The sequence below is a fragment of the Pseudoalteromonas sp. ECSMB14103 genome, assembly GCF_000813065.1.
Taxonomy (GTDB): Bacteria; Pseudomonadota; Gammaproteobacteria; order Enterobacterales; family Alteromonadaceae; genus Pseudoalteromonas; species Pseudoalteromonas marina.
Window position 1 is genome coordinate 921,119 of sequence record NZ_JWGY01000001.1, and the last position, 15,946, is coordinate 937,064.

12 protein-coding genes and 7 tRNA genes are annotated in these 15,946 nt (G+C 41.1%); 4 read left to right on the forward strand and 15 right to left on the reverse strand.

Annotated features, from left to right (window positions below):
* Positions 1–21: 21 nt before the first annotated feature.
* The 15 genes from nth to RF53_RS04405 form a co-directional block, all read right to left on the reverse strand.
* Positions 22–684, reverse strand: a complete 663-nt coding sequence (gene nth, locus RF53_RS04335) for an endonuclease III (RefSeq protein ID WP_039036693.1) — start codon at positions 682–684, stop codon at positions 22–24.
* A gap of 41 nt (positions 685–725) precedes the next feature.
* Positions 726–1,424, reverse strand: coding sequence for an electron transport complex subunit E (locus RF53_RS04340; protein ID WP_008131414.1), 699 nt, complete (start codon positions 1,422–1,424; stop codon positions 726–728).
* Positions 1,421–2,062 carry an electron transport complex subunit RsxG gene (gene rsxG, locus RF53_RS04345; RefSeq protein WP_039036694.1) on the reverse strand — a complete coding sequence of 214 codons (642 nt, stop codon included), beginning with the start codon at positions 2,060–2,062 and terminating at the stop codon, positions 1,421–1,423. The genes RF53_RS04340 and rsxG overlap by 4 nt, the downstream gene beginning before the upstream one ends.
* Complete coding sequence (gene rsxD / locus RF53_RS04350) at positions 2,059–3,117, reverse strand: electron transport complex subunit RsxD (RefSeq protein ID WP_039036695.1); 1,059 nt, start codon at positions 3,115–3,117, stop codon at positions 2,059–2,061. The genes rsxG and rsxD overlap by 4 nt, the downstream gene beginning before the upstream one ends.
* Positions 3,114–5,657, reverse strand: a complete 2,544-nt coding sequence (rsxC, locus tag RF53_RS04355) for an electron transport complex subunit RsxC (protein ID WP_039036696.1) — start codon at positions 5,655–5,657, stop codon at positions 3,114–3,116. The genes rsxD and rsxC overlap by 4 nt, the downstream gene beginning before the upstream one ends.
* Before the next feature lie 8 nt (positions 5,658–5,665).
* Complete coding sequence (gene rsxB / locus RF53_RS04360) at positions 5,666–6,220, reverse strand: electron transport complex subunit RsxB (protein ID WP_006794774.1); 555 nt, start codon at positions 6,218–6,220, stop codon at positions 5,666–5,668.
* 1 nt (position 6,221) lies between these two features.
* Positions 6,222–6,803, reverse strand: coding sequence for an electron transport complex subunit RsxA (rsxA, locus tag RF53_RS04365; RefSeq protein ID WP_008134172.1), 582 nt, complete (start codon positions 6,801–6,803; stop codon positions 6,222–6,224).
* A gap of 270 nt (positions 6,804–7,073) precedes the next feature.
* On the reverse strand, positions 7,074–9,017 hold the full coding sequence (locus tag RF53_RS04370; RefSeq protein ID WP_039036697.1) for an EAL domain-containing protein: 1,944 nt from the start codon (positions 9,015–9,017) through the stop codon (positions 7,074–7,076).
* A 151-nt stretch (positions 9,018–9,168) separates the two neighbouring features.
* Positions 9,169–9,245 (reverse strand) — tRNA-Asn (locus RF53_RS04375).
* 24 nt (positions 9,246–9,269) lie between these two features.
* Positions 9,270–9,346, reverse strand: a tRNA-Asn gene (locus RF53_RS04380).
* Between the two features lie 21 nt (positions 9,347–9,367).
* Positions 9,368–9,444, reverse strand: a tRNA-Asn gene (locus tag RF53_RS04385).
* Positions 9,445–9,465: 21 nt separating this feature from the next.
* A tRNA-Asn gene (locus RF53_RS04390) sits at positions 9,466–9,542 on the reverse strand.
* A 21-nt stretch (positions 9,543–9,563) separates the two neighbouring features.
* Positions 9,564–9,640: transfer RNA gene (locus RF53_RS04395), tRNA-Asn, on the reverse strand.
* 21 nt (positions 9,641–9,661) lie between these two features.
* Positions 9,662–9,738, reverse strand: a tRNA-Asn gene (locus RF53_RS04400).
* A 21-nt stretch (positions 9,739–9,759) separates the two neighbouring features.
* Positions 9,760–9,836: transfer RNA gene (locus RF53_RS04405), tRNA-Asn, on the reverse strand.
* Between the two features lie 1,053 nt (positions 9,837–10,889).
* On the opposite strand from RF53_RS04405, the gene RF53_RS04410 reads away from it, so the two are divergent.
* From RF53_RS04410 to RF53_RS04425, 4 genes are read left to right on the forward strand one after another with little or no spacing between them, the layout of a single operon-like run.
* Complete coding sequence (locus RF53_RS04410) at positions 10,890–12,269, forward strand: MATE family efflux transporter (RefSeq protein WP_039036698.1); 1,380 nt, start codon at positions 10,890–10,892, stop codon at positions 12,267–12,269.
* A complete protein-coding gene (gene uvrB / locus RF53_RS04415) occupies positions 12,266–14,260 on the forward strand; it encodes an excinuclease ABC subunit UvrB (RefSeq protein WP_008129815.1) in 1,995 nt (664 codons plus the stop codon). Before RF53_RS04410 ends, uvrB begins: the two co-directional genes overlap by 4 nt.
* A gap of 3 nt (positions 14,261–14,263) precedes the next feature.
* Entirely contained in the window at positions 14,264–15,202 is a 939-nt protein-coding gene (locus tag RF53_RS04420) for a class I SAM-dependent methyltransferase (protein ID WP_039036699.1), read from the forward strand.
* Entirely contained in the window at positions 15,203–15,883 is a 681-nt protein-coding gene (locus tag RF53_RS04425; RefSeq protein ID WP_039036700.1) for a tRNA (adenine(22)-N(1))-methyltransferase TrmK, read from the forward strand.
* Positions 15,884–15,946 lie beyond the last annotated feature (63 nt).

A 15,946-nucleotide genomic window follows, 5' to 3' on the forward strand; every position in this document is an offset into this window, starting at 1 on the left:
TTAAAAAATAACTACTCTTAACTATGACTCAGTTTTCTCTTTATAGTCACACAAATCCTCAATTATACAACTTCCACATTTTGGTTTTCTCGCTGTACACGTATAGCGCCCATGTAAAATAAACCAATGATGGAGGTTAAACATAAATTCTTTCTTATTTGGCGTATTTTTAATTATAGCCTGTTCAGTCTGCTCAACAGTCTTACCCTTAGCGTAACCAGTACGGTTTGCAAGACGTTGGATGTGAGTATCTACTGCTAAAAAGTATCTACCTTCATTATCTTTTAGCCAGCCGAAGGCGGTGTTGAGTACCACATTTGCTGTTTTTCGACCTACGCCGGGTAGGGCTTCTAGGGCTTCGCGGTTTTCAGGTACGATGCTGTCATGTTTATCTACCAATATTTGGCACATTTTATAAACGTTGGCAGCTTTAGAATTAAATAAGCCTATGGTTTTTATATAATCACGGAGTTTATCGTGGCCTATATCTAAAATAGCCTGTGGTGTATTTGCAACAGGAAATAGTTTTCTGGTTGCTTTATTAACACCAACATCAGTGGCTTGCGCTGACAGTGTAACAGCAACAAGTAACTCGAACGGGCTTGAATATTCAAGCTCCGTTTCTGGGTTTGGGTTGTTATCGCGCAAGCGTGTAAGTATTTGGTAGCGTTTTTCTTTATTCATATAACTTAAACGTACTTACTTAAAAAGCAGTACGTTTCCCCTTAAGTTAAACTGGTAACACGTGCACGAGGGCCTTTTTCGGCTTCTGGCGGTGCAATTTGTTTTGATTTTATTTGTGCATCAATCACATTTTTAGCGGCTATGAGCAACCCAAGCCCTAAAAATGCGCCAGGTGGTAAAATAGCAAGTAAAAACTGATTGTCAAAGCTAAACACTTCAATGCGTAAACTTTGTGCCCACGGACCCAATAATAAATCGGCACTGTCGAATAACGTACCTTGGCCAATGAGTTCTCGCATTGCACCCAGTACAACGAGTACAAGCATAAATCCAAGTCCCATCATTAATCCGTCAAAGGCAGATAAATGAATTGGATTTTTTGAGGCGTACGCTTCGGCGCGGCCTATAATTGCGCAGTTAGTTACAATTAGTGGAATAAATATGCCCAGCGATTGATAAAGTCCAAATGTGTAGGCGTTCATAAGTAATTGAACAATGGTTACAAACCCAGCAATGATCATTACAAAAACGGGAATACGTATATCTTTTGGTACCCAGTTTCGTACAATAGATACGCTTACATTTGATCCAATTAATACCAAAAGTGTTGCAAGGCCCAAGCCCAGTGCGTTTGTAACAGTCGATGTCACAGCAAGCAGCGGACAAAGCCCTAAAAGTTGAACAAGAGCAGGGTTGTTTACCCACATCCCCTCTTTGTACAGTGTTTTTAATTCACTCATTGGCTTACCTCTTCACACTGGCTATTTGGGGCTGTAAAAATAGTATCAAACTCATTTTGTGCAAATAATACGGCGTTTTTAACTGAATTTACAACTGCACGAGGCGTAATTGTTGCCCCAGTGAACTGATCAAATTGGCCGCCATCCTTTTTCACAGCCCAGCGGTTATCGTCTTCACTGTGAACCGTTAAGCCTTTAAATGTGGTGATCCATGATGACTTTTTAATTTCTATTTTGTCGCCTAACCCTGGTGTTTCTTCGTGTTTAGTGGTTCGCACACCCGCTACAGTTCCATTGCGTAATATGGCGGTTAAAAGCTTTATATCGCCACTGTAACCGTTTGGTGTTACGTGCCTAACAACAAGGGCGACTGGTTGGTTATTTTTTCGTGCACGGTAGATAACTTGCGAATTATATGGTCCTAGTCGTTCATCTTTAATAACGATACAGTCTTTCGACAAGTCATTGTCGTAGGTGTTAGGGTCAAGTACTTCGTGCAATTGTGATGTTAAGTATAGTTGCTCTTGCTCTGCAATTTTATCAGCCGTTAGTGCATCAATAGTTGCCACTAGCCCAGTAGTTACAAGGGCGAACGCAGTTAAAATAGCGCCGTTTTTTGCCATAGATGAAACAATCATTTTACTGCTCCATGGCCATAAGTTCGTGGCTGTGTGTAGTAGTCAATAAGTGGTACTGCAATATTTAGCAATAGTACTGCAAAGGCAACCGCATCAGGAAAGCCACCAAAGGTACGAATTAAATAAACAAATAACCCAATTAGTGCGCCGTAAATCAAGCGACCTTTATTTGTGGTTGAGGCCGAGACTGGGTCGGTTGCAATAAAAAATGCGCCCATCATAGTTGCGCCACTTAGCAAGTGGAATACAGTACCCGGCTCTGTGCCCGGTGCCGCTATGTAACCAATAGCACTGCATAATGCTAAGCTACCAATAAAACTGACAGGAATATGCCAGTTAATTACTTTTTCTTTTAGTAAATACAACCCGCCAGCTAAAAAACCAAGGTTAACCCACATCCAACCTTGGCCTGCCCATTCGTTAAAAATAGGCTTTTGCATGCTTTCGCTCACTGTTAAACCATGAGCTACATCTGTTTTGATAGTGTCTAGTGGCGTTGCCATTGTAGTGCCATCAACACCAGCACGTACTTGATCTAAGCTATAACCAGTAGAGGTAAAGTCCGTAAAAATAAGCCGTAATTGTTCTGTAAAGCCAATAGGGTTGCTTGCTAGATCTGTAACAGGTAACCACGCAGTCATTTGCACAGGGAACGATACCAGTAGCAAAACATAAGCTGCCATAGCGGGGTTAAATAGGTTAAAACCTAAGCCACCATAAAGCTGCTTTACAATCACTATGGAAAATAAACAACCAATAATAACAATCCACCACGGTGCAAATGGTGGAATACTCAAGGCAAGTAACACCGCGGTTAACCATGCGCTGCCATCACTTAATGCAGGCCAAACAGGGCGCTTACGTATTAGCATTATTGCTGCTTCAAAAGCAGTGACAGCCACAAAAGCAAGGACGAGTTGAATAAGTACACCTGTACCAAAAAAGAAAACTTGAGCAATGAGTCCAGGAATACACGCAGCAATAACGGTTAGCATTAATCGTGTTAGCGATTTATGGCTATGATTATGCGGCGAACTGGCCATGGTTAATTTCATGACTGATCATTTCCTTCTTTTTGTAACTTTTTGGCTTTGGCTCGGGCAATAGCAGCAGCCACAGCCGCTTTTTTCTTTTCTGCAGCTGTTTGCTCACCCTCACTTTGAGTGTCTGCTTTTACATCTTTTTTAGTTGATTGATCTGTGTTTTCTGCGCTTTGAGTTTGCTCTGCTTCTTTAGCTGCTTTTTTAGCTTTAGCACGGGCGATTGCAGCAGCTACAGCCACTTTTTTGTTATCTGCTGGTGAGTCTGCTTCTGAGCTCTCAGATTTAATATTGTCTGCTTGTTCTACAGTGTTGTTCGATTCGTCCAATTGTTCTATTTTATCAGCTGCTTTTTTTGCTTTAGCGCGGGCAACTGCGGCAGCTACAGCCGCTTTTTTATCATCAGTAGGCGCTGCTGTATCGGCATTATCTGTATTAGCTTGAGCACCTTGTGCTTGCGCTGCCTTTTTAGCTTTAGCACGAGCAATTGCGGCGGCTACGGCCGCTTTTTTATCATCAGTAGGCGCTGCTGTATCGGCATCATCTGTATTAGCTTGAGCACCTTGTGCTTGCGCTGCCTTTTTAGCTTTAGCACGAGCAATCGCGGCGGCTACAGCCGCTTTTTTATCATCAGTAGGCGCTGCTGTATCGGCATCATCAGGATTAGTTTGAGCACCTTGTGCTTGCGCTGCCTTTTTAGCTTTAGCACGAGCAATTGCGGCGGCTACGGCTGATTTTTTATCATTAGCTGGTGCAGTACTGGCATCATCTGTATTAGTTTGAGCACCTTGTGCTTGGGCTGCCTTTTTAGCTTTAGCACGTGCAATAGCGGCAGAGACTGCAGACTTTTTGTCGTCAGGTGTTGTAACGTCTTCAGAAAGCTCTTTTTGCTCTTTATATTTGCGAGCTTGCTCTTTGCGCATTGCACGCTCTTTAGCGACTTCACTATTATCTGGCTCAATCTCTGTATTTTGGCCTTCAAGTTTTTTGGCTTTTGCGCGAGCTATTGCAGCAGCAACGGCTGACTTTTCATTGCCATCGTTCGATTTGTTTTTAACACGGGCAAGGGCATCCGCTACTTTTTGCTTTTCATCATCAGATTTAGCTGGTGCCTTGCGCTTATGACGGTTTTTACGTTCTTCTTGCTCACGCTCTAAACGTTCTTTGCGCGCATCAAAGCGTTCTTTTGCTCTATCTGCTTTTATTTTTTCAGCTTGTTGTTCTTTTATTTCAACTTTAGCCACTCGGTAATATTGCACAAGTGGGATTTCGCTTGGGCACACATACGCACAGGCACCACATTCAATACAATCAAACAGGTTATGTTCTTGGAGTTTGTCGTACTCTTTAGATTTTGCAAACCACTGTAATTGTTGCGGTAGTAACGAAGCCGGGCACGCGTCTGCACACGCACTACAGCGTATACAGGCTTTTTCAGGTCCTGGCTCTGCAAGCTCTTTATGATCAGGGGCTAAAATACAGTTAGTTGTTTTAATTACACCAATCCGTACGGTGGGCAATGTAAAGCCCATCATTGGGCCACCCATTACAACACGTTGTTGTGGTACTGGCGAAAACCCTTGGCAGTCGAGCAGGTGTTTGATTTCTGTACCTAATAAAGCCCATACATTACCTGGTTTGTGTATAGTGTTACCCGTTACTGTAACCACTCGCTCTATAAGAGGTTTCCCTTCGTAAACAGCTTGTTGTACAGCATAAAGGGTACCTGTATTGTGCATGAGTACACCAATATCAGCAGGAATTCCCATGCTGGGTACTTCACGATTAGTCAGCAGTTTTATTAGTTGTTTTTCGCCACCTGAGGGATAAACTGTTGGCACGGTTTGAACAATAATTTTGTTGTTATGTTCAGCCGCTTTAGTCATTGCAGCAATAGCTTCTGGCTTATTGTCTTCTATACCCACAATACAAATTGTTGGGTCTAAAAGTTGCTGCATTAATTCAATGCCTTGTACAATTTCAGCAGCGTGCTCACGCATTAGTGTGTCGTCAGCGGTTATATAGGGTTCACATTCCACAGCATTGACAATAAAAAAGTCTATTTTTTGCTTTGTATCGGCCTTGATATAAGTTGGAAAACCAGCGCCGCCCATGCCGCTGATACCCGCTTGATGAATTATATCAACTAACTCAGTATGGCTTAGTGTTTTTGGCTCACTTATCGGGCTAAGTGTGCACCACTCGTCTTTTCCATCAGGCTCAATAACAACACTTAGCTCTGGCAGTGCAGACGGGTGAGCCGAGGGCTTTGGCGCTATTTCTGTAATAACACCCGAACTAGGAGCATGTACTGGTACAGACCAGTTAGCAACGGGTTTAGTTAAGGCTTGACCTTTAAGTACGCGTTGGCCTTTTTCTACAAGTAATTTACCATTAGCGCCAATGTGTTGTTTTAGCGCAACTACAAGTTTGTCAGGTAGTGGAAGGCGAGCAATATTTGCACCGTTAGAAAGTGATTTTTGCTGTGGAGGATGCACGCCGCCAGGAAATTGCCAAACAGTACCTTTTTGTATTTGTTCAAGTAACTTTTCCACTCAAACCTCTAATCTATTTGTGTAACAGGAATAGCATCTAACTGCCATTTCCAGTTTTGTTTTGTTTCAGCAACCGGTAGCATATCAATACAATCCACAGGGCAGGGCTCAACGCATAAATCACAACCTGTGCATTCGTCTATTAAAACAGTATGCATTTGGCGAGTAGCACCTACAATGGCGTCTACAGGGCAGGCTTGAATACATTTGGTACAGCCAATACATTCGTCTTCGCGTATGTATGCAACGGTTTTAATTGGCTCGGCTTGCTCTCCACCGGCAAGGGGTTTCTCATCAACGCCCATGAGGCCAGCAAGCTTTTTCATGGTGGCTTCACCACCAGGCGGGCACTTATTAATTTCATCCCCATTGGCAATTGCTTCTGCATAGGGGCGACAGCCTGGGTAACCACATTGACCACATTGCGTTTGCGGTAAAATGGTATCGATTTGTTCAACAATGGGGTTACTTTCTACGCGAAAGCGTATTGCAGCAAAGCCTAAAATTAACCCAAAAACCAGCGCGAGTGAGCCAAGCGCAATTAAGGCATAAAACAAGGTCATATTAAAATTTCACTAATCCGGTAAAACCCATAAACGCCATAGACATAAGGCCGGCGGTTATCATAGCAATAGAGGCACCTTTAAAAGGTGTTGGAACATCAGCAGCAGCAAGGCGTTCGCGCAGCGCTGCAAATAGTACGAGCACTAATGAAAAGCCAACCGCAGCACCAAAACCATACACTGCTGATTGTAAAAACGAGTGGTCTTCTTTTATATTAAGTAAAGCAACACCTAGTACTGCACAGTTTGTAGTGATAAGTGGTAAAAATATACCCAATAAACGGTAGAGTGTAGGGCTTGTTTTACGTACCACCATTTCTGTAAATTGCACTACAACGGCAATAACTAAAATAAAGCTCATGGTGCGTAAAAATTCTATATCCAAAGGGATTAAAATATACTGATTAACCAAGTAACTAGTTACTGAAGCAAGCGTAAGTACAAAGGTAGTAGCTAAAGACATGCCGATTGCTGTATCAAGTTTTCCTGATACACCCATAAACGGACATAAGCCTAAAAATTGTACTAACACAAAGTTATTAACTAGAACGGTTCCAATCAATAACAATACATATTCAGTCATGCGAGCCTCGCGCTTTTAAAGTCCCGTGTATTATCCTTTTTTCTGCTCTGATTAACAACATGTGCAGTGATTATCATTTAAATAAACATTATTAAATTAACTAACAGTAATAATGATGTAATAGACCTATGAGTTAGACATACTTTTTTCTTTAACATGATGACTTTAATCATACTAATTTGAGGGGGGCAGTGATCACCGTAGCGCTAAATAAAGGGGAAGGGCACAAACAAAAAAAGAGCAACGAGTGCTCTTTTTTAAAATATGGGGTTAAATATCTTTCGGCTTTTCGATGTAGTAGCCTTGAACGCCATCTAAGCACAAGGTTTCTATTATGTGTTTTTCTTCTTGGCTCTCTACACCTTCGGCAAATACACTCACGCCAATCCTGTGTGCTAGGTCTACCATTAGACGCATAAAGTATTGATTATTTTTATCGTCTTCTAAACCGCGAGTGTAACTGGCATCCATTTTTATAAAATCGGGTTTTAAATCACGGAAAAACTTGAATGATGTTAAACCGACACCAAATCGCTCAACGGTAATACGTGCACCTACTCGGTGAATCATATCAATAAAGCGTTTACTGGCTTTAATATTTTGTTGTAAACCAAACTCACTTACTTCGAAAACGAGTTTAGATGCGATATGGGTATCTTTTAATAGGCGACGCTCTAGCCAAATTACAAACTGATCGTTATGTGCACTTGAGGCCGTTACATTTAAGCCAAAGAATTTCTCGGATAAATTACGGCTTTTCACTTTTTCAAGCGACGAGTCAATAATAAGGCGGTCAATTTCTATTGCCATATCGAGTTTTTCAGCCATGGCTAAAAACGATGCAGTAGGGAGCATTTGGTTATCTTCGGTTTTAAACCTAACCTGTATCTCGGCGTATGCCTTAATGCTTTTACCCAAAGGCATAATATTTTGCATTACTAAATGCACGCGCTTTGATTCAATAACTTCGTTTATTACTTTACGCCAGTTTTGGTTACCAAAGCCTGCGCTTACATTGTTAACTAAATCGGTTTCGCGTTGTACGTGCCATGCATTAGTTTGCTTAGACTGAGCCATACTCATCGCGTTATCAACCACCGAAAGCAGCTCGCCTAATGGTTTACCTTTTTCGTAACCCACAATGCCGGTATTAGCCACAGAGCTTAATTCTTGGTTTTGTTGATATTGAGTGAAGCGGGACTGTAAGTTTTCACCAAAACGCTCAGCTTCTTTAAGCGGTGTATGCGGTAAAATAACAGCAAAGTCAGAGCTGTTTAGTCTAAACAATTGGCTGCCAGTATAAGTGCCGCTCAAGTGTTTAATTATATCAGCAACACCCCTTACGTACTCGTCACCTTTTTGGTAGCCACGGCTTTGATTAATTGCTTGTAACTCACTACAGCGCACCATAGCTAACGAGCCAAACGTACTTTGCTCGCAGTTCTCGATATGCTTTTCATAATACTCAACAAACATATTTCGGTTACCTAAAGAAGTGATAACGTCTTTATAGGCTTCTTGTTTAATGCTCATTGCTGCATTTTGTATATCTTGACTTTTAGACTTTAAAAAGTGCGATAACCGGTTAAAGCTTGGAACTAAATCTTTCCCCAGCTTTTTGAGACTAGAACCATCGAGTGCAGTTTGTAGATCGTCATCAACTTGGTTTTGGTTAATATAAATATCAATGATGTCAGATACTGTAGTGCTGATATTTTTGTTCAGCTGGTAAAAAATTGACTTAAGTAAGATGATAGGAATGATCACCAACACCGCAGATATAAGTATTACTATGAAGAGGGCCGTTTGTAGCTGCGAAGCTAGTTGTTGAATGTTGAGCGTAAATTCTACTTTTACATCTGCTGCATCGTTGACAGCAAATTGAGGACGTATAGAGTTAAATTGTGACTGAATAAACTCGGCGAATGCTGGCAACTCTTCAGGCGAACTAACACTGAAAACTTCCGCGCCTTGATAATCTCTAAGCGTGAAGTTTGAAAAAGTATTGCCGTTTGCAATTGATTTTTTTAAATTTTCTGCAGAAATATCGTCTATAGACAGCTCATTTATATACTTACTAACGGTTACTTGAGCACTTTTTTGTGCTTCGCTCACCGCGTTATCAAAGCCCACTGAAATGAAGTAGCTTCCTGCTGCAACACACAATAACCAAGATATTATTTGTATTAAAATAAGTTTTTTAAATCCAGCCATTTTTTCAATCTTTTTGATATTACAGAGGAAAGGAATCAAGTCCTTGATTATTTAACTAAATGCAACATTTATTAGTTTTTTTTCAATGTTTTAGTTCTAGAGTAGAAGGGTAGTGGAAATAGTAGTAAATGTCTATGGAATTGTTGAGAATTGGCTCCCCCTCCCCGACTCGAACGGGGGACCTGCGGATTAACAGTCCGTCGCTCTAACCAACTGAGCTAAGGGGGAACTAAATTTTGACTTGTATGATATTGGCTCCCCCTCCCCGACTCGAACGGGGGACCTGCGGATTAACAGTCCGTCGCTCTAACCAACTGAGCTAAGGGGGAACTACATCATATACATAAACTTGGCTCCCCCTCCCCGACTCGAACGGGGGACCTGCGGATTAACAGTCCGTCGCTCTAACCAACTGAGCTAAGGGGGAACTACATCATATACATAAACTTGGCTCCCCCTCCCCGACTCGAACGGGGGACCTGCGGATTAACAGTCCGTCGCTCTAACCAACTGAGCTAAGGGGGAACTACATCATATACATAAACTTGGCTCCCCCTCCCCGACTCGAACGGGGGACCTGCGGATTAACAGTCCGTCGCTCTAACCAACTGAGCTAAGGGGGAACCGTTTATGGTTAAAAAGCTTGGCTCCCCCTCCCCGACTCGAACGGGGGACCTGCGGATTAACAGTCCGTCGCTCTAACCAACTGAGCTAAGGGGGAACCGTTTATGGTTAAAAAGCTTGGCTCCCCCTCCCCGACTCGAACGGGGGACCTGCGGATTAACAGTCCGTCGCTCTAACCAACTGAGCTAAGGGGGAAGCGTCTTGCCTTTCAACGGGGCGAAATATTAATGACCGCGCTGCAAAGTGTCAACATATAAAAGTCATAAATTAAAAAAAGAGGCTTATTCGTTGTTTTTATGTGCAATCTGCGTGTTTTATAGCTTTATTTGAAACCATTTATTGGCCTTTCAATAAAACCATCAGTGGTAAACTAGCGCTAAGTGATCGTTTGCTATAGACAATTGAGTAAATAAAATACGACTTTGAAATGATTTGGTCTGTGTAAAACACAAAATTTAAAAGTACTGACTCTTCGTTTTAGCTATTTATACTCAAAAACCTGACGTTAGGGTATTTTTAATCCTAAGTAATAAAATCTAAAGCGTATGCTTTTTAAACATTTGTAATTTTAGCACCTAACCATATATGCAAGTAAAAGCAAAGGTGCTCATAAATAATACAATCAATAACTTGCAATTATAAATGCTGAATACAGGTTAGCTTAATAATCACATTGCAAATAAAATTTACTAACCTGATGAAATAGGTTTGCAAAGGTTATAAAACACTAAAAAAGCAAATCTCATCACTTTTTAAGTTAGTAGTAAAAATGTATCTCTCTTAAACCCTTTATAAATGCGGGGTCCAATGAGTTATCCACGGTTTCTGTGGATAACTCTGTTTATGAAACTTTAAGAACATCAGCAGCACCAGTAATTTAGAGTGCTACAACGATTTCAAGCTTTTAAATCATTATTTTTATCTCTTTTAAAAACAATGGCTTAAAGTTTTTGTTTTATTGTGTGTGATACGATGAGTGGAATTTTTCGTTACGATAAATCAAAAAGGAGATTTGTGCAAAAAAGCATCAGGTAACGCGTGTGTTTTGTAATAAAAGTAACAATTATGTGTCTTAATTGTTTTTTGACGCGTTAAGCCGCTGTTTTAACAAAACCGTTTAAAAAGCAATGTTTACTTCCAAGGCGCACTTTAAGCAGTTTTATTGCAGTAAATCTATTGATAAATCCGTGGCTTGAATTGCCCTGATGCTTTAAAATAATCAACTCAGTAAAAGAGGCTATTTATTTCATGCGCGTAACACAAAATACCAAGACTCGCCCAGATTTACTAAACGATCCCATCTTGCCCACGTTGAAAACCATGACTGTTCCAATGATTTTTGGCATGATCATGTTAATGATGTTTAATATTGTTGATACCTTTTTTATTAGTTTGTTAGGTACTGAGCCCCTTGCGGCAGTGAGCTTTACATTCCCTGTTACATTTACAGTCATTAGTTTGGCTATAGGGTTAGGAATAGGTACTTCAGCTGTCATTGCAAAAGCATTAGGCAGTAACAAAATAGATGAAGCCCGATTTGATGCCAGCATCTCTATAATGGTGGCTGTTGTATTGGTGCTTGCGTTATCGCTTATTGGTTATCTACTTATTGACCCTGTATTTACATTATTGGGGGCAGGACAGCAGGTGCTTCCGTTAATTCATGACTACATGAATATTTGGTTTATTGGCAGTGTATTTTTGATCACACCAATGATTGGTAACTCCGTATTACGTGCCAGTGGCGATACTAAAACGCCAAGTATTGTAATGGGAGGGGCTGGGCTAATAAATGCATTACTTGACCCAATGCTGATATTTGGTTTTGGCCCTATACCTGCTATGGGTATTCAAGGAGCTGCGATTGCAAGTGTAATAGCTTGGGCTGTAGCAGTTGTGATTATTTTATATATATTAACTGTAAAAAAGCGACTACTTAGCTTAAAAGCGGGCTCACAAACGGTTGTGGGGGCAATCCGAAAAATCTTAAAAATAGGTGTGCCGGCTGCAGGTGCTAATATGCTCACGCCTGTTGCAATGGCAGTTATGACTGCACTTGTTGCTAATCATGGCCCTGAGGCTGTTGCTGCGTTTGGTGTTGGTAGCAGAATAGAGTCTATTGCAAGTATTTTAGTGCTTGCCTTATCAATGACACTCCCTCCATTTGTTAGTCAAAATTTTGGGGCTGGAAAGTTATGTAGAGTGAAAGATGCATACATAGGTACCTTGAAGTTCGTCATGGTTTGGCAGTTCATAATTTATATTTTACTGATTATTTTTTCTGGCGTTATAAGTCAGTTATTTGGTAAAGAGCAAGCGGTAATAGATGTAATTAAACTTTTTATTTATATCATTCCACTTAGTTATGGTCTGCAAGGTGTGATCATATTATCGAACTCATCGTTTAATGCTTTGCATAAACCAATGAACGCGCTGTTTTTAAGTATTATTCGGTTGTTTGTTTTCTATGTTCCGTTTGCTTATTTAGGTAGTCATTTTGCAGGGTTAACGGGATTATTTATAGGTGCTGCTGTCGGTAATTTATTTACCGCATTGGTAGCGTATAAATGGTTTATAAAAGAGCTTGAGTCTTTGAGCAGTCAGTCGTTACAGGAGTGCAATAGTTGAGTGATCATTTTCAGTTAAAATCACAGTTTAAACCAGCAGGGGATCAACCCACCGCAATAAAGCAGTTGTGCGAAGGTTTAGAGGCAGGGCTTGCTCATCAAACATTGTTAGGGGCTACAGGTACGGGTAAAACCTTCACCATGGCTAATATTATTAGCGACTTAAATCGCCCAACAATTATTATGGCCCACAATAAAACGTTGGCTGCGCAGCTTTATGGTGAAATGAAAGAGTTTTTTCCTAAAAATGCCGTTGAATATTTTGTTTCTTATTACGACTATTACCAACCAGAGGCCTATGTTGTATCGAGCGATACGTTTATCGAAAAAGATGCTTCAATAAATGAGCACATAGAACAAATGCGTTTAAGTGCTACGAAAGCACTTCTTGAACGCCGGGATACCATTATTGTTGCATCGGTTTCGGCTATTTATGGTTTGGGTGACCCCCAGTCATACATGAAAATGATGTTGCTTTTAAAAGTAGGCGAAAAAGTTGACCAGCGTGACATGCTTCGCCGCTTAGCCGAAATACAATATACCCGTAACGACATAGAGTTTAGCCGTGGTACTTACCGAGTTCGCGGCGAAGTGGTCGACATATTCCCGGCAGAGTCAGAAACATACGCAGTGCGGGTAGAAATGTTTGACGACGAAATAGAGCGCTTGAGTATTTTTGATCCGCTGACAGGTGCTGTTGAAAAACATATTGTGCGTGCCACTATTTATCCTAAAACGCACTATGTAACTCCGCGAGAAAAAATTCTAGGCGCAATCGAAAATATAAAAATAGAACTAAAAGATAGAAGAGCTCAATTACTCAGTGCCAATAAATTAGTAGAAGAGCAGCGCATTGCGCAGCGTACTCAGTACGACATAGAAATGATGACCGAGTTGGGCTATTGCTCGGGAATAGAAAACTACAGTCGTTATTTATCGGGGCGTACCCCCGGCGATCCGCCGCCAACCTTGCTTGATTACCTGCCTGATGACGCATTAATGATTATTGATGAATCTCATGTAACGGTGTCGCAAATTGGCGCTATGTATAAAGGCGACAGAAGCCGTAAAGAAAACCTTGTAGAATATGGTTTTAGAATGCCCTCAGCCATGGATAATCGCCCACTTAGGTTTGAAGAGTTTGAAGCCATTGCTCCGCAAACCATTTATGTATCGGCAACGCCTGGTGACTTTGAAATGGAGCGCAGTGGCGGGGAAGTTGCAGAGCAAATTATTCGTCCAACAGGACTTTTAGACCCGCTTATAGAAGTAAGGCCTGTTGGCGACCAAGTTGATGATTTATTATCAGAAATATACCAATGTGTTGAAAAAGGTGAGCGCGTATTAGTGACTACGCTTACTAAACGTATGTCTGAAGATTTAACCGATTACCTAAGTGAACACGGCGTAAAAGTTCGTTATTTGCATTCAGACATAGATACAGTAGAGCGCGTAGAGATAATTCGTGATTTACGCGCAGGGGTGTTTGACGTGCTAGTAGGCATTAACTTACTAAGAGAAGGTTTAGATATGCCTGAAGTGGCGTTGGTTGCGATACTGGATGCCGACAAAGAAGGCTTTTTACGTTCAACGCGCTCGCTTATTCAAACTATTGGTCGTGCTGCGCGTCACTTAGATGGCCGTGCTATTTTATATGGCGATAAAGTGACTAAATCTATGGCAAAAGCGATAGATGAAACAAGCCGCAGGCGCGAAATTCAACATCAATACAATATAGATAACGGCATAGAGCCACGTGCTTTAGCCAAAAAGATTCTTGATGTGATGGATGTAGGTGAAGAAGCTGGCCCTAAAGATAACCTACAACTTATTCGTAAAGAGTCTAAAAAGGTGCTTAGCGCGAAAGAAATTGCAGCGCAAATCAAGCAGCTTGAAACTAAAATGCACGCGTATGCGAGTAATTTAGAATTTGAAAAGGCGGGCTCTGTGCGCGACGAAATACACGAACTACAACAACAGTTGATTAATTAAAAAATGACTATAAATTTTACGCCTCTTATCACGGCACTTGAGAGTGCCCCTATTTTAAATAACGAACTGTGTCGTGTTTTTCACGGGCGAGGCCATAGTATTGAGACATTAAGCCACTTAAATTTAGATTTTTACCCGCCAAGCTTATTTTTAGTTTCTTACGATGAAATAGACGACAACACGCTTAATCAGCTAACCGAAACACTTTGGCAGTGGGCGCAAGCGCATTACCCAGAGTTAATTACCTCGCTTGTTTATCAGCAGCGCGCGGGTGTACAAAGCCAAAATACCGTTATGTTTGGAGCGCTTCCTAACCCGCATACAGTAACCGAAAACGGAATTCGCTTTTTAGTTGATTTGCAAAGCCGCCAAAACACGGGGATTTTTCCAGATATGCGAAGCGGCCGTGAGTTTGTAATGGCCAATAGTAAGCATGGCAAAGTACTTAATTTATTTTCGTACACGTGCGGCTTTTCGTTAGCAGCAATGCAGGGCGGCGCTGATCACGTAATGAATATGGATATGAGCAAAGGAGTACTCAAAGTAGGTAAGCAAAACCATCAGTTAAATGGCTTTGACAAAGGCGTGAGTTACTTACCTCACGATATTTTAAAGTCGTTTGGTAAATTAAAAAAAGCGGCCCCGTTTGATCTGATTATTGTTGATCCACCAAGTTTTCAAAAAGGTAGCTTTATTTTAACTAAAGATTACCAAAAAGTGCTTCGTAGGCTCCCTGAGTTACTTAATCAAACAACTAAATTACTCTTATGCGCTAATAGCCCCGAGCTAACTGAGGATGCATTTAAAGCACTTATTGCTGAGCACACACAAGGTGCGATTGAATTTGTAGCGCGCCTTGCACCTACCGCACGCTTTATTGAAATAGACAGTGATAAAAGTTTAAAAGCGCTTGTCTATAAAATGTCACATTCGCCTGATTAAATGAAGCTCAGTAAACGACTGGCTGCGATTGATGCGCTGATCACTCGCCAGCAAAACACTATTTGGGATTGCTGCTGCGATCATGGCTATTTAGGAATGGCTTTGTTAAAGCGCTCAGCTGCGGATAAGGTCATATTTGTTGATATTTTATCCAATGTCATGGCCGACCTTGAGGCAACGCTTACACGTAACAAAAAACTAAGGACGCCTGGTGATAAAAAGCCTGAATGGCAGGTCTTGTGTCAGGACGTTGGAAGTATAAAGCTTGATGATGTAGCAAATCAGGTAGTGGTTATAGCGGGTATAGGTGGTGAATTAGCGCTGCGTTTAGTGCAGCAAATAATAGCTAACAACTCGCCAGAGTCTGTAAAGCATGTGCGATTTATTTTATGCCCAATTCACCACACCTATTTACTGCGCAGTGGTTTACACAAGCTTAATTTAGGTTTGCATAGTGAGCACATCATAAGCGATAAAAACCGTATATACGAACTCATAGAGGTTAGCTTTAAAAGCAACCAAACGGTAAGTAAAACAGGTGATGCCATGTGGGACTTAAATAATAAACAGCATACGGCTTACATTCAACGACTGTTAAATCATTATAATAAAATGCTCAATAAAGATGAGCTTTATTATCAAAAAGTTATAAGCGACTATCAAAGTCTATACGATAGTTAAAAAAGCCCAATTTTGTCGGGCGGCTGTGATCTAATTACATAACAAAACACGTAATGTAAGCAC